This is a genomic window from Anaeromyxobacter oryzisoli, assembly GCF_022690765.1.
GTDB classification, from domain to species: domain Bacteria; phylum Myxococcota; class Myxococcia; order Myxococcales; family Anaeromyxobacteraceae; genus Anaeromyxobacter; species Anaeromyxobacter oryzisoli.
In genome coordinates, this window is the sequence record NZ_JALCZA010000091.1 from 1 (window position 1) to 17,431 (window position 17,431).

A 17,431-nucleotide genomic window follows, 5' to 3' on the forward strand; every position below is an offset into this window, starting at 1 on the left:
ACGGCGGCGCCCGCCACGGCGCGCGCGAGCGGGAGCCGCACCGCCCGCGGCCGCCGCCGGCGGGCCCACGCGCCGGGATCGCCGGCCGGCGTCGGTCCCCGCGCGAGCCGGAGCGCCTCGGCGAGGTGCAGCGCACGCCGCCCCGTGCCCTGCTCGATCTGGGTCCGGCACGAGAACCCGTCCGCCAGGAGCAGCTCGCCCTCGGGGGCGCGACGCACCGCCGGCAGGAGCGCGCGCTCCCCGCATGCGACGGAGACGTCGTGGCGATCGCCCGCCTCGAACCCGAACGATCCGGCCATGCCGCAGCAGCCCTCCTCGGGCCGCTCGATCTCGAGGCCGAGCCGGCCGAGGACCCGGTGCTCCGCGTCCTCGCCGAGCACCGCGTGGTGGTGGCAGTGGAGCTGGAGCAGCGCGCGCCGATCGAGCCGCCCCACCGGGAAGCCGGGGTCGCCGTCCACGAGCTCGGAGAGGACCTTCACCTGGCGGGCCACCGCGATGGCGCGGGGGTCGTCCGGGAAGAGCTGCCCGGCCTCGTCCCGGAACACCGCCGCGCAGGAGGGCTCGAGGACGAGGATGGGCTGCCCCGCACTCGCCGCCGGGGCGAGCGCGTCGAGGCACCGGTCGAGCAGCCGGCGCGCCCGGTCGAGCATCCCGTAATCGTAGAGCGGGCGGCCGCAGCAGAGCCGTCGGCGCGGCAGCTCGACCGCGTAGCCGGCGTCCTGGAGCACCTCGACCGCAGCGGTCCCGACCTCCGGGTGGAAGAAGTCGGTGAACGTGTCCGGGAAGAGGACGATCCGGCGCGCGGCGGGGAGCGCGGCGGCTGGGGCGCCGCCGCGGCCGCGGGCCCGGAACCACCGCCGGAAGGTGATCGGCGCGAACCGGGGGATCCGGCGCGCGGGCGCCATCCCGGCGAGCGCCTTCGCGAGCGCGGACAGCCCGGGCGCCGCCCCGACCGCGTTCACGACGCCGGGCGCGATCGCCGCGAGCCGCGCCCATTGCATCACGAGCCCGAACGCGTAGGCCGACCGCGGCCGGAGCCTCCCCGCGTACCGGTGGGCGAGGAACTCGGCCTTGTAGGTGGCCATGTCCACGCTCATCGGACAGTCGCTCCGGCACCCCTTGCACGAGAGGCAGAGGTGGAGCGCGTCCTCCACCTCGGGCGCCCGCCACCCGCCCTTCACCGGGTCCCCCACCAGCATCTCGTGGAGGAGCCGCGCGCGGCCGCGGGTCGAGTGGAGCTCCTCGTGCGTCGCGCGGTAGCTCGGGCACATCACGCCGCCCGACTCCCGGCGGCACTCGCCGACCCCCACGCAGCGCAGCACCGCCCGGCCGAACGAGCCGGCGTCCTCCGGGTACCGGAACCAGGTCCGCGGCCGGACCTCGTGGAAGCCGGGGCCGAGGCGGAGGTTCACGTCGTTCGGGTACGGGTCCACCACCTTCCCCGGGTTCATCTTCCACTCGGGGTCCCAGATGCGCTTGAAGGCGCGGAACGCGTCCACGAGCTCCGGCCCGAACATCCGCACCAGCAGCTCGCCGCGGGACTGCCCGTCGCCGTGCTCGCCCGAGAGCGACCCGCCGAACGAGACCACCAGGTCCGCCGCGTCCTGCGTGAAGCGGTGGTACCGCTCGACGCCGGCGCGCGTCGCGAGGTCGAAGGTGATGCGGGTGTGGACGCAGCCCTGGCCGAAGTGGCCGTACAGCGCGCCCTGGTAGCCGTACCGGTCGTAGAGCGCGCGCAGCGCGCGGAGGTACGGGCCGACCCGGTCCGGCGGGACCGCCGAGTCCTCCCAGCCCTCCCAGGTGTCGCGCGCTCCGGGCACGCGCGCGCTCGCGCCGAGGCCGGACTCGCGGATCTTCCAGACGACGCGCTCCTCGTCCCGGTCCTCGTAGACCTTCGCGGTGGGGCCTCCCGCCCGGCGCAGCCCCGCCAGCGCCTCGCGCGCCTTCGCGACGGCGTCGTCCCGGTCCGCCCCGCCGAACTCGACGAGGAGCCAGCCCCTGCCCTCCGGCAGCAGGTGCAGGCGCTCCTCGTGGAGGTGCTTCCGCCGCATGTCCTCGACGAGGAGCTCGTCCATCGCCTCGAGGCCGATGGGCGCCCAGCGGCGGACGTCCGGCACGTGGTCCGCCGCGGCGTAGATGTCGGGGTAGCCGAGCACGACCAGCGCGCGTCCCGGCGGGCTCGGGACGAGCCTCACCTCCGCCTCGAGGATCGCGACGCAGGTCCCCTCCGAGCCGACGAGGGCGCGCGCGACGTGGAACCCGTGCTCCGGGAGGAGCTCGTCGAGGTCGTACCCCGACACGCGCCGCGGGATGCGCGGGTAGCGCGCGCGGATGAGGTCCGCGTACCGGTCGCGGAGGTCGGCGAGCGCGCGGAGGATCCCGCCGAGGCGGCCGCCCGCGCGCTCCGCCGCGGCCAGCGCGGCCGCGTCCGTCGGTCCGACCCAGGCGTCGAGCCCGTCGTAGGTGAGGATCCGGAGCCGCTCGACGTTCTCGGCGGTCCGCCCGGCCATCATCGAGTGCACGCCGCAGCTGTCGTTGCCGATCATCCCGCCGAGCGTCGCGTGGTCGTGCGTCGAGGGATCCGGGCCGAAGGTGAGGTGGAACCGCTCGGCCGCGTCGCGGAGCGCGTCGAGGACGAGGCCGGGCTCCACCCGGGCGATCCGGCGGTCCGGGTCGAGGGCGGAGATCGCGCGGAGGTGCTTCGAGAAGTCGATCACCACCGCCACGTTGCAGCACTCGCCGGCGAGGCTCGTCCCGCCGCCTCGCGAGAGGACCGGCGCCCCATGGCGCCGGCAGATCGCCACCGTCGCGATGACGTCCTCGATCGAGCGCGGGACGACCACGCCGATCGGGACCTGCCGGTAGTTGGAGGCGTCGGTCGCGTACAGCGCGCGATCACCGTCGTCGAACCGGACCTCCGCGCCCGTCTCGCGCGCGAGATCCGCGGCGAGCGCCCGCGCGGCCTCGGTCGGGAACGGGCGATCGGCGCCGTACGGGATCTCCTCCGCGCGGACCCGGCGCGACGGCATCGCCGACGGTCCGATGCCCGGCACCACGAGGCGATCCTCTCCCATCCTCTCCATCTCGTCCCCCTCGTCCTCGAACCCGAACCCGAACCCGTGCCCGCCTCCCGTCTCCCGTAGCCCCTGGCCCGTGATCCGACGGCGCGGTCGGACCACGTGAACCGGGCCACGGGCCACGCGACCCGGTGCACGGGTCACGGAGAGGCCGGTGACGGTGACGGGCACGGATCACGACGCGTCCCCGGACCCGACCCCCGACCCCCCGACCCCCTTCCCGCGTCACCACTTCACCCCGTTCACCCCACGCGGTACCTCTCCGCGTCCGCCCGCTTCAGCTCGAGGCCGAACCCGGGCCGGTCGCGCTGCGGCGCGAGCACGCCGTCGCTCGGCTCCGGCGCGCCGTCCAGGAGCATCCGCTCGATCCGCACGTGATCGTGGAACCACTCGGCGTGCGCCGCGGTCTCGGCGGCGCAGAGCGGGGCGGCGTGCAGCGCCGGGGCGCAGTGCGACGACAGCGGCGCGGCGAACGCCGCCGCGACGGCCGCCGCCGCGAGGAACCCCGTCACGCCCCCGCAGCGGGTCAGGTCGGCCTGGAGCACGTCCACCGCGCCGGCCTCGAGCATCCTGCGGAAGTACGCGGGGGAGTGGCCGTACTCCCCCGCCGCCACGTCCATCCCGGCGGGCGCGCGGTCGCGGACGAGCCGCAGGCCCGCGAGATCGTCCGAGGAGACCGGCTCCTCGAGCCAGGTGACGCCCTCGCCGGCGAAGACGTCGGCGAGCGCGAGCGCCTGCTTGCGCGTGTACGCCCCGTTCGCGTCCACGAACAGCCCCGCGCCGCCGATCGCCGCGCGCGCGATCCGGACGCGGTCCGGGTCGGCGCGCGCGTCCCGCCCGACCTTCATCTTCACCGCCGGGAAGCCCTGCGCGGCCCACTCGCCGAGCTGCTCCTCCAGCTCGCGCTCACCGTACGAGCAGAAGCCGCCGCTCCCGTAGACCGGCACGGCCGCGTGCGCGCGCCCGATCAGCACCGCGAGCGGCAGCCCCAGCAGCTTGCCCTTCAGATCCCAGAGCGCGACGTCCACCGCCGAGAGCGCCATCCCGCCCGCGCCGCCCGCGCCGGCGTTCCGGATCGCGCGCCGCAGCGCGCGGTGGGCCGCGGGCGGATCGAGCGCGTCGGCGCCGCGGACCGCGTCGCCGAGGAGGCCCGCGGCGAGGCCGGCCGCGCTCGCGTCGGCGTAGGTGTAGCCGAACCCACGGGCGCCGCCGCCCGCCACCTCCACCGCGACGAGCGTGGTGGAGTCCCAGGAGAGCGTCCCGTCCGACTCCGGGCGGTCGGTCGGGACGCGGTACGCGGCGGCGGCGATCGCCTCCACGGTCGCGTCGGGGCGGGCCACGGTCACCTTCCGTGCGGGAAGAACGACTTGATCGCGTCGCGCCAGGAGTCGAGGATCATCGCGCCGCGATCGGGGTCGCCCTTCAGGATCGACGACACGTACCCCTTCGCCTGCTCGAAGGTGATGTGCGGGGGCAGCGGCGGCACGTTCGGATCGGTCCGCGCCTGGACGAGGCACGGGCGATCGGCCGAGAGGGCCCGGTCCCAGGCCGGCCCGACGTCCTCCGGCCGCTCGATCCGCGCCGCGGCGAGCCCGAGGGACTCCGCGAACGCGGCGTAGTCCACCGCGGGCAGGTCCTGCGACGCCTCGAGCTTGGCGTCGCCGGCCATGACCCGCTGCTCCCAGGTCACCTGGTTCAGGTCCCGGTTGGCGAGGACCAGCACCACCAGCCGCGGGTCCTTCCACTCCCGCCAGTACTTCGAGATCGTGATGAGCTCGGCCATCCCGTTCATCTGGAGGGCGCCGTCGCCGGCCAGCGCGATCACCACGCGGTCCGGGAAGGCGAACTTGGCCGAGATCGCGTACGGCACCGCGGGCCCCATCGTCGCGAGGTTGCCGGAGAGCGACGCCATCATCCCGTCGCGCAGCCTCACGTCGCGCGCGTACCAGTTCGCGCTCGAGCCCGAGTCGGCCGAGAGGATGCAGCCGTCGGGGAGGCGCGGCGAGAGCTCCCAGAAGACGCGCTGGGGGTTCACCGGGCTCGCGGGGTTCATGGCGCGCGCCTCGAGCACCTCCCACCACCGCCGGACCTCGCCCTCGATCTGGTCGCGCCAGCGCCGGTCCTCGCGCGGCCGGAGGAGCGGCAGCAGCGCCCGCAGCGTCTCCCCCGCGTCGCCGACGAGGTTCACCTCCATCGGGTAACGGATCGAGAGCATCCGCCCGTCGAGGTCGATCTGGACGCCGCGCGCCTGGCCCTCGCGGGGCAGGAACTCCGGGTACGGGAAGGACGAGCCGACCATGAGCAGCGTGTCGCACTCGCTCATCAGCGTCCACGAGGGCTTCGTGCCCAGGAGGCCGATCGCGCCGGTGACCCACGGCAGGTCGTCCGGGAGCACCTGCTTGCCGAGGAGCGCCTTCGCGACCCCCGCGCCGAGCCGCTCGGCGACCGCGCGCACCTCCGCGCCGGCCGCCCGCGCGCCCGCGCCGACCAGCATCGCCACGCGCTGGCCGGCGTTCAGGACGTCGGCCGCCCGCCGGAGATCCTCCTCGCAGGGCAGGACCCGGGGTGCGGCCCAGCCCATCCCGCTGTGAATGGTCGCGTGCCCGTGCGGCGGCGCCTCGTACTTCTCCTCCTGCAGGTCGTTCGGCACGATCACCGCGGTGACGGTCCGCTCGGCCTGGGCGATGCGGAACGCCCGATCGACGAGGTGACGGGCCTGCGACGGCACCATCATGGTCTGCACGTACTCGCGGGCGACGTCCTTGAAGAGGGTCTGGAGATCGACCTCCTGCTGGTAGCTCCCGCCCATCGCCGCGCGCGCCGTCTGGCCGACGATCGCCACCACCGGCTGGTGATCCATCCGCGCGTCGTAGAGGCCGTTCAGGAGGTGGATCGCGCCGGGGCCCGAGGTCGCCATGCACACCCCGGGGCGCCCCGTGAACTTCGCGTGCGCGCACGCCATGAAGGCCGCCATCTCCTCGTGGCGGACCTGGATCAGGCGGAGCTCCTTCACCGGGTGGAACGCGGAGAAGATGCCGTTGATGCCATCGCCCGGGTAGCCGTAGACGCGGTCCACGCCCCAGGCGACGAGGCGGCGCAGCAGGTACTCGCCGACGGTCATGCGCCCTCCCCGACCACCGGGTGCGCCATGGTGGTCATGAGCGTCATCGCCTCGTCGCGCGCGTCGAGGCGGGTGTGCTGGATCACCACCGGGACGTCGGAGCGGAGCACGCTCGAGAACGCGACGCCCCGCGGCACCGGCTCCGGCGACTCGAGGTCGTCGTACCGGAGGTGAAGCGTCCGGCGCGCGGGGACGGTGACCCGGTACGGGCCGGCGGGCTCCCGGTCCACGAAGAACACCTCGATGTCGAGGTGCGCGTCCCGGTCGCCGGCGTTGAGCACGCAGGCGGCCTCGTGGCTCTCGAGCGCGCGCCCCTGCCCGCCCGCGCGCGGCGGGAGCCATCCCTCGGCGATGGCCCAGGTCCGATGTCCGATGCTCAAAGGAGCCCCTCCCCGACCGCGGCGCACGCGCCCGCGCGCATGCAGGAACGGTAGGGACGGCCCCAGCGGCCCGCGAGGGCCACGCGGCGGAGGGCCTCGCGCGCGGCGAGTGGGGCGGCCGTCGAGGCGAGCGACGGCGGGGCGAGCGCCGTCGCGGCGCCGCTGCTAGCGGGGGGCCTCGGGCGCCGGCTCGCGGTTCGCCCCGCCCGCCGGCAGGGCGCCCGCGGAGCCCGGCGGGTTCGCGAGCGGGAACCGGGTGGCGTTGTCGAGCAGGGTGAGCCCGACGAGCAGCGCGACGAACACGAGGGAGGTCGCGAAGACGAGCCGGTTCGCGCCGCGCTGATCCCACAGGTGCATGAAGAAGAGGACGACGAGCGACCCCTTCGCCGTCGCGATGACGAGCGCGACCGCCACGTGCCACCCGCCCGGCAGGGGCGCCCGGGCCGCCAGGTACGTGGTGACGGTCAGGACGAGGAGGGCTATCCAGACCAGCGCGTAGCGTCCGGCGTGCGCGTGGTGCTCGAGCTCCTGCTCGGCGCGGGCGATCGGCTCCTGTTCGGCCATGGCGGGCTCGCTTCGGGTCAGATCAGGTAGATGAGCGGGAACACGAAGATCCAGACGAGATCGACGAGGTGCCAGTACAGGCCGGCGAGCTCGACGGGGATGTGGTACTCGCCGGTGAACCTCCCGCGCCACGCGAGCGCGCCCACGATCGCGAGCGCCGACATCCCGATGATCACGTGGATCGCGTGCAGGCCGGTGATGAGGAAGTAGAGGGAGAAGTAGAGCGACGCGCCGGGCGCCTGCACCCCCTCGAACGTGTAGTAGCGCCCCGGGAGCTGCCCCTCCTGGAAGTGGTGGGCGTACTCGATCGCCTTGAAGCCGAGGAACACCAGCGCGAGCCCGACCGAGGCCGCGAACAGGAGCGCGGTCCGCCGCCCGTTCCCCTTCACCGCCGCGTCGAGCCCCATCGCCACCGTGAACGAGCTCGTCACCAGGACGAGCGTGTTCACGAACCCGATCCAGGTCTCGATGGAGCGCGACGACTGGGCGAAGCCCTCCGGGTACAGGAAGCGGTAGACGCCGTACGCGGCGAAGAGCGCCGTGAAGAGCAGCACCTCGGTGGCGAGGAACAGCCACATCCCGAGGCGGGCCGCGTGCGCCTGCTTCTCGAGCGACTCGAAGTGATGCGCGAGCGGGCTAGCTTGCATGTCTCGGCTCGGGCTCGACGCCGCCGGGCGGAGCCTCGCCGGCGTGATGGTAGTCGTGCGGCGGGTGGGTGATCACGGGCGTCACCTCCCAGTTCTCCGGCGGCGGCGGCGAGGGGACGAACCACTCGAAGCCGCGCGAGTGCCACGGGTTCGGGCCCGCCACCGGCCCCGACCGCAGCGACACGAGCAGGTAGACGAGGATCAGCACGAGCCCGAAGGCGAGCACCGACGCGCCGGCGGTGGACGCCACGTTCAGCGGCCAGAACCGCTCCGGGTACGCGTAGTACCGGCGCGGCATCCCCTCGTTCCCCAGGAGGAACTGCGGGATGAAGGTGAAGTTGAAGCCGAGGATCACCAGGGTCGCCCCGACGAGCCCCCAGCCCTCGGGGTAGGTCCGGCCGGTGATCTTCGGGAACCAGTAGTGGAGCGCCGCGAGGAACGCCATGATCGTGGCGCCCACCATGATGAAGTGGAAGTGCGCCACGACGAAGTAGGTGTCCTGCCAGTGGACGTCGAGGGACACGGTCGCGAGGGCGATGCCGGTCATCCCGCCGAACACCAGGAAGAACAGGAAGCCCACGAAGTACGCGAACGGCGTCTTGAAGGAGATCGATCCCTTGTAGAGGGTCGCCGTCCAGTTGAAGACCTTGATGGCCGTGAAGATGCCCACGAACATCGAGAGGACGCCGAAGATGCCGGCGTCGAACGCGGACTGCCCCGAGGTGAAGAGGTGGTGCCCCCAGGTGAAGAAGCCGACGAAGGCGATCCCGAGGGACGAGTAGGCGACCGCGTTGTAGCCGAAGATGTTCTTGTGGGAGAAGGTGCAGACCACCTCGGAGATCACCGCCATCGCCGGGAGCACCATGATGTAGACGGCGGGGTGCGAGTAGAACCAGAAGAAGTGCTGGAAGAGCACCGGATCGCCGCCGCGGGCGGGATCGAAGATCCCCCAGCCGAAGGCGTTCTCGATCGCGACCAGGAGCAGGGTCATCCCGAGCACCGGGGTCGCGAGGATCTGGATCACCGACGTCGCGTAGATCGACCAGATGAAGAGCGGCATCCGCGTCCAGGTCATGCCCGGCGCGCGCAGCGTGTGCGTGGTCACGATGAAGTTCAGCCCGGTGAGGATCGAGGAGAAGCCGAGGATGAACGCGCCGAGCAGGATCGGCACGACCTTCGTCACGGTCTGGGTCGAGTAGGGCGTGTAGAAGGTCCAGCCGGTGTCCGCGCCGCCGTGGATCATGCCCCACAGGGCGATGGTCGCGCCGAGCAGGTACACGTAGAAGCTCAACAGGTTCAGCCTCGGGAAGGCGACGTCCCTCGCGCCGAGCATGATCGGCAGGAGGAAGTTGCCGAAGCCGCTCGGGATGGCCGGGATCATGAACAGGAAGATCATGACCACGCCGTGGAGCGTGAAGAGCCGGTTGTACGTCATCGCGTCCACGATCGTCGGGCCGGGCGTGAGCAGCTCGATCCGGATGAGCATGGCGAAGAGGCCGCCGACGGCGAAGAAGAACGTCGTCGCCACGAGGAACATCACGCCGATCCGCTTGTGATCGCGGGTGGTGAGCCAGGACCGCAGGCCCGTGGCCGGCGAGTTCAGGTAGTTCCGCGGGTTGTACGCGGGGACCTCACTGACGGGGGCGCTTGACGGGCTCATAGATCGGCGGCTCGGACGGGCCGGACACGCCGGCGGCCGTCTGCAGGGACTTGATGTACTCGACGACGGCGGCGGCCTCGGGCGGGGCGAGCTTGCCCTGGAAGGTGGGCATGACGTTCTGGTAGCCCGCGACGATGTCCGCGCCGGGATCCATCATCGACTTCGTGAGGTAGCCCTCGTCGGCGACGACGGTGCGGCCGTCCTTCAGCTTCTCGTGGCGCAGGTACAGGTTGAGCCAGGTCGGTCCGATGTGCGGCGACCCGTCGATCGAGTGGCACTTGAGGCAGCCCTGCTCGGCGGCGATCCGGCGCCCCTCGTCCACGACGCTCGAGGCGGCCCGCACCGGCTCGCCGGGCGCCGGCGCCGCGTCCTGCGCGCGCGTGAGCCCCTTGCGCTGGTCGGCGATCCACGCGTCGAACTCCTCCGCCGGCATCACCACCACCTCCCCGAGCATCGACGAGTGGCCGATCCCGCAGAACTCCGCGCAGAAGATCTGGTAGCGGCCGGGCCGATCGGCGTCGAACCAGGTCTCCGTGTATCGGCCGGGGAGGGCGTCCTGCTTCACGCGCAGCGCGGGGACGAAGAACGAGTGGATCACGTCGCGCGAGGTGATGAGGAGCCGGACCGGCCGCCCCGCCGGGACCCGGAGGGTGTCCACCGCGCTCGGACCGCCCGGGTACGCGAACTTCCACATCCACTTCTTGCCCTGGACGTAGACGTCCATCGCGTCCTTGGGCGGCGTCTGGAGCGAGACGTACTGCGGGAAGCCGATCGCGAACCAGACGAGGAAGAGCGTGAGCGGACCGCCGATGAAGAGGATCTCGTGGATCGGGCGCGGCGTCACGTGCGGCGTCACGTCCGTGTCGGAGCGCCGGCGGTAGCGGACGAAGAAGTAGAGCGCGGTCCCGAACACGCCGGTGGCCGCGACCATCGTGGTGAGGATCACGAAGAAGTGCAGGCGGTCCACGCCCCGGGCGTACTCGCTCGCCTGCTCGGGGAGGAAGAGCACCCTGCGCATGAGCTCGTTCACGCGGGCCTCCTCCCCCTCCCCCGCCGCTCGCGCCAGAAGAGGCCTCCGATCAGCGCGGAGAGGGCCACCAGCACCGCGAGCGCGCCCGCGCGCATGATGCCGATCGCGTAGGGCTCGTACTTCCGCGAGGCGGGATCGTAGCGGTAGCAGGTGAGGAGGAGCCGATCGAAGCTGGTCCCGATCCGGCCGCCGGCCGCCTCCACCACGGCGAGGCGGAACTGCTTCGGCGGGTACTCGATCCCGTACAGGTAGCGCGACACCTTCCCGTCCGGCGTGAGCACCATGATCGCGGCGAGGTGGGCCCACTCGCCGGACCGCTCGTCCTTCACGTAGTGGAAACCCACCGCGTCCGCGACCGCCCGCGACGCCCGGGCGGTGCCGACCAGGAACGGCCAGTCCTCGCCGGCCTCGGTCCGGCCGAGCGACTGGAGGTAGCCGCGCCGGCGCTCCGCCCCCTGTGCCGGCCGCTCATCCGGGTCGAAGGAGATCGTGACCGCCTCGTAGTCCTTGCCGAGGACGAGCCCGTTCTCGCGCATCGCCTTCGCGAGCCCGGAGAGGATGAGGCCGCAGAGCATCGGGCAGTCGTAGTAGACGAGCGTGAGGACGACCGGCTTCCTCCCGTCGAACGCGCTCCGCAGCAGGAACGGTCGGCCGCGCCAGTCGGTGAACGTGGTGTCGAGCGGGACCTGCGCGGAGAGCCGCTCGTCGATGCCGACCGATCCGAGCGCCACCGGCGGCGGCGCCCCGGTGGACGGCGCGCGCGGCTGCTCGCCCGACCGGAGCTGCGCCCGGGCCGGCGCCGCGGCGGCGAGGCCCAGCGCGGCGATCGCCGCGACGAGGCGACCGGGCCTCCCCGTCATGGCTGGCCCTCCGGCGGCGCCGCCCCGGCGGCCGGCGCGCCCTCCGGCCGCGCGCCGCGCGCCACGAGCGCCATCGCCTCCTCGATCGGCACGTGCACGACGCCGGCCCCCCGGTCCACCCAGCCGTAGGAGCCGAGCCGCTCCAGGCGCCGGGCGCGATCGCGCTCGCCGCGCAGCGGGCCCCCGGAGAAGAGCTGCTGCTCGACCAGCCCGATCTTGGAGGCCCCCACCTCGGGCGGGATCGCGATGGGGCCGCGCTCGACGTACCGCCGGTGCAGGTAGGACGCCGCGGTCAGGGAGGCCAGGGTGAAGACGAGGAGCGCGCCCAGGCCGACGGCGACGACGGCGAGGGTGGAGATCCGGTCCTCCTCGGACCGGGGGCCGTGCTCCTCCGCGGACCCGGCGCCCGGGCGCTCGGTGTTCGTGCTCATCGCGGCAGGTACCTCAGCGAGACCTCGAGGTAGGGATCGCGGACCGGGATCGCGAGCGTCCCGCGCATCCGCCACACCGTGAACGCCACGGCGACGCCGCCGACGCCCACGAACGCGGTGAGGTCCCACGGCGACAAGCGCGGCCCGCGCGCGTCGAGGTGCGGCATGATCAGCCAGTACAGGTCCACCCAGTGGACGACGAGGAGGCCGACCGACACGAGCGCCAGCCGGCGCGGGCTCCGTGTCACGGCCCGCTGGAGCAGCGCGAAGAACGGGACCAGGAAGTGGAACAGGACCAGGAAGACGCCGACCCAGAGCCACCCGCCGTTGATCCGGAGGATGTACCAGGGCACCTCCTCCGGCACGTTCGCGATCCAGATCAGCATGAACTGCGAGAAGGCGATGTAGGCCCAGAACGCGACGAACGCGAGCAGGTACTTCCCGAGCGCGTGGAAGTGGTCGAGGTTCATGTGCGCGCCGAACTGGCTCGGGTCGCCGCGGGTCGCGAAGGCCGCGACGTTCGTCACGGCGAACGCGCCCATGAAGCTGCCCGCCCACCAGTAGACGCCGAAGATGGTCGAGTAGAACCGCGGGTCGATCGACATGATCCAGTCGAAGGCCGCGAACGAGGCGGTGAGGCCGAGGAGCGGGAGCGACCCGGCCCCGAGCCGCCGCTGCCACCGGGTCAGGGTCACGCCCCCCGCCGCGTCCTGCCGAAGCGACCAGGCCCGGAGGAAGTGGGCGACCGCGATCCAGCAGACGAAGTAGAACGCGGCGCGGGCGACGAAGAACGGGACGTTCAGGTAGCGGGCCTTGTGCGCCACCGCCTCGCGCAGCTCCCCCTCGAGCGCGCCGGGATCCGCCCACGGGAAGAGCTGGTGGCGCCCGAGCACGATCGGGACGAACAGGACGGCGAAAAGCGGGAGCACCGCCGGCACGTGCTCGAGGAACCGCCGGAGCACCACCGACCACTTCGCGCTCGAGGCGTGGAGGCTCCCGAGCAGGATCAGGGCGCCGAGGGCGATCCCCAGCCAGTACACGAACGCGACGAGGTACGCGTACACCGCGCGGCGCGGGTCGAGGGCGCTCCCCAGCGCGGTGAGCGCGAGCCCCGCCGCGCCGACGGCGGCGGAGATCGAGAGCAGCCTGCGGCCGCCCTGGTAGGGGCTCAACGTCATCGGCCCTCCTGCTCGAGGCGCCGCCGCACCTCCGGCGGGACCCGACCCACGGTCACGTGCTGGCTGAGCTGGAGGGCGCGGACGTACGCGACGACCGCCCAGCGGTCATCCACCGTGAGGTGGCGATAGGAGGGCATCAACCCGAAGCCCATCGTGATGATCTGGAAGATGTAGCCGTCCGGGAGCTCCCGGTAGAGGTGGAGGGACGGAGGCCGGCGGAGCGACATGTTGAGCGCCACCTGGCTCTCCCCGTCGCCGAGCACCCCGTGGCACGCGGCGCAGTTCGTGTCGAACCGCACCCGGCCGCGGGCGAGCATCCTGGCGTCGGGCGCGAAGGGCATCACCGCCACCGGCTTCCCGTCCGGGCCCAGACCGGTGGCGACCACGGGATCGAGCGGCGGGCCGTACGGCACGGTCCCGGCGGGCGGCTGGAGCATCGCGAGCCCGTCCGGGGCGAGCCGGTTCTCCTGGTACGCCTTGTACTTGAGCTGTCGCTGCATCGGGTCGAGCCGGGGGCAGCCCGTGAGCGCGAGGAGCGCGAGGATCGCGGCGGCGGACGGGCGGCGGCTCATGTCGCCTCCGGTACGATCGAGACCTGGCGCGCCCCGAGGCGGCGCAGCTCGGCCGCGATCCCCTCGGCGTCCTTCCCCTCCACCTCGGCGGACAGCCACAGCCCGTCGATGGTCGCCGAGCGGAAGGCCTCGACCTCGAAGACCGGGTGGTGGACGCGGGGGAACCCGAACCAGGCCGCGAGCAGCCCGAAGAAGATGGCGAGCGCCGCGAACAGGACCCCGAGCTCGAACGTGACGGGGATGAAGGCCGCCGGGCTGTGCGGCGGCCGGTTGCCGACGTTGAGCGGCCAGTCGTAGCCGACCGTGTACCACTGGAGCAGGTACCCGGAGATCGCGCCGATCACGCCGGCGACGAGCACGACGAGCGGCACGGTGGACGGCTTCAGCCCGAGGACCTCGTCGGCGCCCTCGAGCGGGTACGGCGAGTGGAGGTCGAGGCGCGCCCCGCCGCGCGCGCGCAGGCTCCGCGCGGCGTCGAGGAGCGCCGCCTGCTCGCCGAACTCTCCGAGGACGAGGGCCTTCATGATCGCTCCGCCTGGGCCTGCGCCGCGCGGGCGCGCTCGTGGTCGCCGTGCGAGAGCTCGTGCCGGAGCTCCTTCACCTCGGAGATCGGGATCGCCGGGATGAAGCGCAGGAAGAGCATGAAGAGCACGCCGAAGGTCGCGATCGAGCCGAAGAGCAGGCTCCAGTCCACCCAGGTCGGCGTGTAGTTCGCCCACGAGCCGGGGAGGAAGTCGCGCGTGAGCGAGACCGCGATGATGACGAACCGCTCCGCCCACATCCCCACGTTGACGAGGATCGAGACGACGAAGAGGGCCAGCGGGCTGCGGCGGAACCGTGCCGACCAGAGCACCTGCGGCGCCACCACGTTGCAGAACATCTGGATGGCGAAGATCCAGGAGTAGTCGCCGACCGCCCGGTTCAGGAAGGCGAACCACTCCGCGTCGTCGCCGGAGTACCAGGCGATGAACCACTCCATCGCGTAGCCGTAGGCGACCATCAGCCCCGTCGCGAGGAGCACCTTCGCCATGTTGTCGAGGTGACGCAGCGTCACCACGTGCTCGAACCCGAAGACCTTCCGCGCGGGCACCATCAGCGTCACCACCATGGCGAAGCCGCTGAAGATCGCGCCCGCCACGAAGTAGGGCGGGAAGATCGTCGTGTGCCAGCCGGGGAGCTGGGAGATCGCGAAGTCGAAGGAGACGATGGTGTGGACGGAGAGGACGAGCGGGGTGGAGAGCCCCGCCATGAGCAGGTAGCCGATGCGCCAGTGCTGCCAGTGCCGGGCCGAGCCGCGCCACCCGAACGACATGATCCCGTAGACGCGCCGCTGAAGCCGGCTCGCCGCCGCGTCGCGCAGGGTGGCGAGGTCGGGGATGAGGCCGAGGTACCAGAACAGGAGTGACACCGTCGCGTAGGTCGAGATCGCGAACACGTCCCAGGGGAGCGCGCTCTTGAAGTTCGGCCAGACGCCGGTCGTCGCCGGGTACGGGATGAGCCACCAGAAGAGCCACGGGCGGCCGAGGTGGATGATCGGGTACATGCCGGCCATCGCGACCGCGAAGAGCGTCATCGCCTCGGCGAAGCGGTTGATGGAGGTCCGCCACTTCTGCTGGAACAGGAGGAGGATCGCGCTGATGAGCGTCCCGGCGTGGCCGATGCCGATCCACCAGACGAAGTTGGTGATGTCGAAGGCCCACGCGACGGGGATGTTGTTGCCCCACACGCCGATGCCCACGAACACCGTGAGCGTGAGCGCGACGAGCCAGAGCCCCATCACCCCGAGGAGCAGCGCGAGGAGCAGCAGCCAGCCCTTCTTCACGGGGCCGAGCACCGGCGTGAGGAGGCTCTCCGTCAGCGCGCGGTCGGAGGGCCGCCCCACCAGCACCGGCACCGGCTCGAGCGGATCGACCGCGCGGGGAACGACGGTCTCGGTCTCGGGGCCGGTGCTCATGCGCGCTCGAGGTCGGGGTTCGGGTTGCGGAGCTGGACCAGGTAGGCGGTGCGCGGGCGGGTGCCGAGCTCGTGCAGCAGGTCGTAGCGGCGCTCGTCGGCGTGCAGCCGGGAGACCGCGCTCCGGGGGTCGTTCAGGTTGCCGAAGATGATCGCCTCGGCCGGGCACGCCTGCTGGCAGGCGGGCTGGATCTCGTCGCCGCCGATCTTCCGCCCCGCCGAGCGCGCGCCGATCCGCGCCCGCTCGATGCGCTGGACGCAGTACGTGCACTTCTCCATCACGCCCCGGGCGCGCACGGTGACGTCCGGGTTCTGGAGCAGCTTCTGGACGGCCGGCATGTCGGCGTGCCAGTCGAGCCAGTTGAACCGCCGGACCTTGTACGGACAGTTGTTCGAGCAATACCGGGTGCCGACGCACCGGTTGTAGACCATCTCGTTGAGGCCCTCGTCCCCATGGACGGTGGCGTTCACCGGGCAGACGTACTCGCACGGCGCCGCCTCGCAGTGGACGCACGCGAGCGGCTGCGAGACGGTCCGCGGGTCCTCCGGCGACCCCTCGAAGTACCGGTCCACCCGGAGCCAGTGCATCTCGCGGCTGCGGAGCACCTGGGTCTTGCCCACCACCGGGATGTTGTTCTCGGCCTGGCACGCGACGGTGCAGGCGCCGCAGCCGATGCAGCGGGAGAGGTCGATCGCCATGCCCCAGCGGTAGTCCTGGTGCGTGTAGTCGATCGGCCGCTGGATCGTCGGCTCCGGGCCGCGGTGCGCGTCGAGCCCGGCCTTCTCGCGCGGGAAGCGCGCCGCGTCGAAGGAGAGCGCGATCGCGCGCCCGAGCATCTGGAAGTGCTCCTGCGTGGTCGCGAGCGGGTAGCGCTCCCCGGTCCGCCGCACCTCGAGGCCGCCCGCGAACCACGGCGCGTCCGCGGTGCGGAGCCGGTACGCGTCGAAGCCGGTGCCGGCCCCCACCGCGCCCGTCACCGCCTGGCCGAAGCCGAGCGGGAGCGTCACCGCCTCGTCGGCGTGGCCGGGCAGGATCAGCGCGGCGGCGGTGACCTCGCGCCCGGCGCGGGCGAGCACGACCTGGTCGCCCCGGGCGATCCCGAGGCGCGCCGCCGTCGCCGGCGAGAGGAGCGCGGCGTTGTCCCAGGTGAGCTTCGTCACCGGGTCGGGGAACTCCTGGAGCCAGGCGTTCTCGAGGTACCGCCCGTCGAGCACCTTGTAGGAGGGGACGAACGAGACCTCGAGGCCGGGCGCCGGCGCGGGGACGGCCCGGACCGCCTCGGCGACCTGGCCCGCGTCGGGCTCCACCGCCTCGGGGGCGTTCGCGGTGCCGGCCGCCACGCCCGCGGCGAGCCACCCGTCCCACCGCGCGTCGAACCCCTGCTCGCCGACCCGCGCGCGCCAGCCGTCGCGGACGAGCCGCCAGGCCCCCCGGTCGCCCTCGTCGAGGAAGGCCGCGAGGAGCTCGACCTCGGTGAGGCTCGCGCGGAGCGGCTGCACGAGCGGCTGGACCACCGAGATGGTCCCGTCCCGGGCGCGGAGGTCGCCCCACGACTCGAGGGGGTGGCTGGCGGCGAGCCGCCAGCCGGACGCCCGCACCGTCTCGTCGTCGCGGTACGCGAGGACGACGGAGTCCTTCACCCGCGGGAACAGCTCCCGCAGGCGCAGGTCGGCCGGCGCGGTGTGGAGCGGGTTCCAGGCCGTGACGACGAGGGTGTCCACCTGCCCGGCCGCGAGCTCCCTCGCGAGGGCGGCGAGGCGGGCCGGCCCGGCGTCGGGATCGAGGAGCGCGGTCGGGCGGTACGTCACGGTGCGGCCCGCGTTCCCGAGCGCGGCGTTCATGACCGCGACCAGGGCGTGGACCGCCGCCGGCTGCCGCGCGCCGGCGGCGACCAGCGAGCGGCCGCGCGCCCGCGCGAGGTCGGCCGCGACGGCGGCGGCGGCCTTCGCGCTCGCCC

At 73.0% G+C, this 17,431-nt stretch carries 15 protein-coding genes; all 15 read right to left on the reverse strand.

The window, feature by feature from the left end:
- The coding region (locus MNZ27_RS19980) for an FAD-binding and (Fe-S)-binding domain-containing protein (RefSeq protein ID WP_242395851.1) at nt 1-3,074 on the reverse strand (3,074 nt) is incomplete at its 3' end.
- Between the two features lie 245 nt (nt 3,075-3,319).
- Entirely contained in the window at nt 3,320-4,417 is a 1,098-nt protein-coding gene (locus MNZ27_RS19985) for an enolase C-terminal domain-like protein (protein ID WP_242395852.1), read from the reverse strand.
- A gap of 2 nt (nt 4,418-4,419) precedes the next feature.
- Complete coding sequence (locus MNZ27_RS19990; RefSeq protein ID WP_242395853.1) at nt 4,420-6,198, reverse strand: thiamine pyrophosphate-requiring protein; 1,779 nt, start codon at nt 6,196-6,198, stop codon at nt 4,420-4,422.
- Nucleotides 6,195-6,578 (reverse strand): sensory rhodopsin transducer, encoded by a 384-nt coding sequence (locus MNZ27_RS19995; RefSeq protein WP_242395854.1) that lies wholly within the window; start codon nt 6,576-6,578, stop codon nt 6,195-6,197. Before MNZ27_RS19995 ends, MNZ27_RS19990 begins: the two co-directional genes overlap by 4 nt.
- Nucleotides 6,579-6,743: 165 nt before the next feature.
- A complete protein-coding gene (locus MNZ27_RS20000; RefSeq protein WP_242395855.1) occupies nt 6,744-7,142 on the reverse strand; it encodes a cytochrome C oxidase subunit IV family protein in 399 nt (132 codons plus the stop codon).
- Between the two features lie 17 nt (nt 7,143-7,159).
- Nucleotides 7,160-7,789: a cytochrome c oxidase subunit 3 family protein gene (locus MNZ27_RS20005; protein WP_242395856.1), complete on the reverse strand. Its 630-nt coding sequence runs from the start codon at nt 7,787-7,789 to the stop codon at nt 7,160-7,162.
- Complete coding sequence (locus MNZ27_RS20010; RefSeq protein ID WP_242395857.1) at nt 7,779-9,449, reverse strand: cbb3-type cytochrome c oxidase subunit I; 1,671 nt, start codon at nt 9,447-9,449, stop codon at nt 7,779-7,781. Before MNZ27_RS20010 ends, MNZ27_RS20005 begins: the two co-directional genes overlap by 11 nt.
- Nucleotides 9,421-10,479, reverse strand: a complete 1,059-nt coding sequence (gene coxB, locus MNZ27_RS20015; RefSeq protein WP_242395858.1) for a cytochrome c oxidase subunit II — start codon at nt 10,477-10,479, stop codon at nt 9,421-9,423. The genes MNZ27_RS20010 and coxB overlap by 29 nt, the downstream gene beginning before the upstream one ends.
- Complete coding sequence (locus MNZ27_RS20020; RefSeq protein WP_242395859.1) at nt 10,476-11,339, reverse strand: SCO family protein; 864 nt, start codon at nt 11,337-11,339, stop codon at nt 10,476-10,478. Before MNZ27_RS20020 ends, coxB begins: the two co-directional genes overlap by 4 nt.
- Nucleotides 11,336-11,770: a hypothetical protein gene (locus MNZ27_RS20025; RefSeq protein WP_242395860.1), complete on the reverse strand. Its 435-nt coding sequence runs from the start codon at nt 11,768-11,770 to the stop codon at nt 11,336-11,338. The genes MNZ27_RS20020 and MNZ27_RS20025 overlap by 4 nt, the downstream gene beginning before the upstream one ends.
- Entirely contained in the window at nt 11,767-12,948 is a 1,182-nt protein-coding gene (locus MNZ27_RS20030; protein ID WP_242395861.1) for a hypothetical protein, read from the reverse strand. The genes MNZ27_RS20025 and MNZ27_RS20030 overlap by 4 nt, the downstream gene beginning before the upstream one ends.
- Nucleotides 12,945-13,520, reverse strand: a complete 576-nt coding sequence (locus MNZ27_RS20035; RefSeq protein ID WP_242395862.1) for a c-type cytochrome — start codon at nt 13,518-13,520, stop codon at nt 12,945-12,947. Before MNZ27_RS20035 ends, MNZ27_RS20030 begins: the two co-directional genes overlap by 4 nt.
- Nucleotides 13,517-14,044 carry a DUF3341 domain-containing protein gene (locus MNZ27_RS20040; protein ID WP_242395863.1) on the reverse strand — a complete coding sequence of 176 codons (528 nt, stop codon included), beginning with the start codon at nt 14,042-14,044 and terminating at the stop codon, nt 13,517-13,519. The genes MNZ27_RS20035 and MNZ27_RS20040 overlap by 4 nt, the downstream gene beginning before the upstream one ends.
- Entirely contained in the window at nt 14,041-15,474 is a 1,434-nt protein-coding gene (gene nrfD / locus MNZ27_RS20045) for an NrfD/PsrC family molybdoenzyme membrane anchor subunit (RefSeq protein ID WP_242395864.1), read from the reverse strand. Before nrfD ends, MNZ27_RS20040 begins: the two co-directional genes overlap by 4 nt.
- Nucleotides 15,471-17,431 (reverse strand): 4Fe-4S dicluster domain-containing protein (locus MNZ27_RS20050; RefSeq protein ID WP_242395865.1); only part of this gene is annotated, 1,961 nt, incomplete at its 5' end. The genes nrfD and MNZ27_RS20050, both read right to left, overlap by 4 nt.

Coding starts and splice junctions, on each gene's coding strand:
- MNZ27_RS20040 (WP_242395863.1), bottom strand. CDS start 14,044: ATGAAGGCCCTCGTCCTCGGAGAGTTCGGCGAGCAGGCGGCGCTCCTC.
- MNZ27_RS20030 (WP_242395861.1), bottom strand. CDS start 12,948: ATGACGTTGAGCCCCTACCAGGGCGGCCGCAGGCTGCTCTCGATCTCC.
- MNZ27_RS20035 (WP_242395862.1), bottom strand. CDS start 13,520: ATGAGCCGCCGCCCGTCCGCCGCCGCGATCCTCGCGCTCCTCGCGCTC.
- nrfD (WP_242395864.1), bottom strand. CDS start 15,474: ATGAGCACCGGCCCCGAGACCGAGACCGTCGTTCCCCGCGCGGTCGAT.
- MNZ27_RS19990 (WP_242395853.1), bottom strand. CDS start 6,198: ATGACCGTCGGCGAGTACCTGCTGCGCCGCCTCGTCGCCTGGGGCGTG.
- MNZ27_RS20010 (WP_242395857.1), bottom strand. CDS start 9,449: ATGAGCCCGTCAAGCGCCCCCGTCAGTGAGGTCCCCGCGTACAACCCG.
- MNZ27_RS20025 (WP_242395860.1), bottom strand. CDS start 11,770: ATGAGCACGAACACCGAGCGCCCGGGCGCCGGGTCCGCGGAGGAGCAC.
- MNZ27_RS20000 (WP_242395855.1), bottom strand. CDS start 7,142: ATGGCCGAACAGGAGCCGATCGCCCGCGCCGAGCAGGAGCTCGAGCAC.
- MNZ27_RS20020 (WP_242395859.1), bottom strand. CDS start 11,339: ATGACGGGGAGGCCCGGTCGCCTCGTCGCGGCGATCGCCGCGCTGGGC.
- MNZ27_RS20005 (WP_242395856.1), bottom strand. CDS start 7,789: ATGCAAGCTAGCCCGCTCGCGCATCACTTCGAGTCGCTCGAGAAGCAG.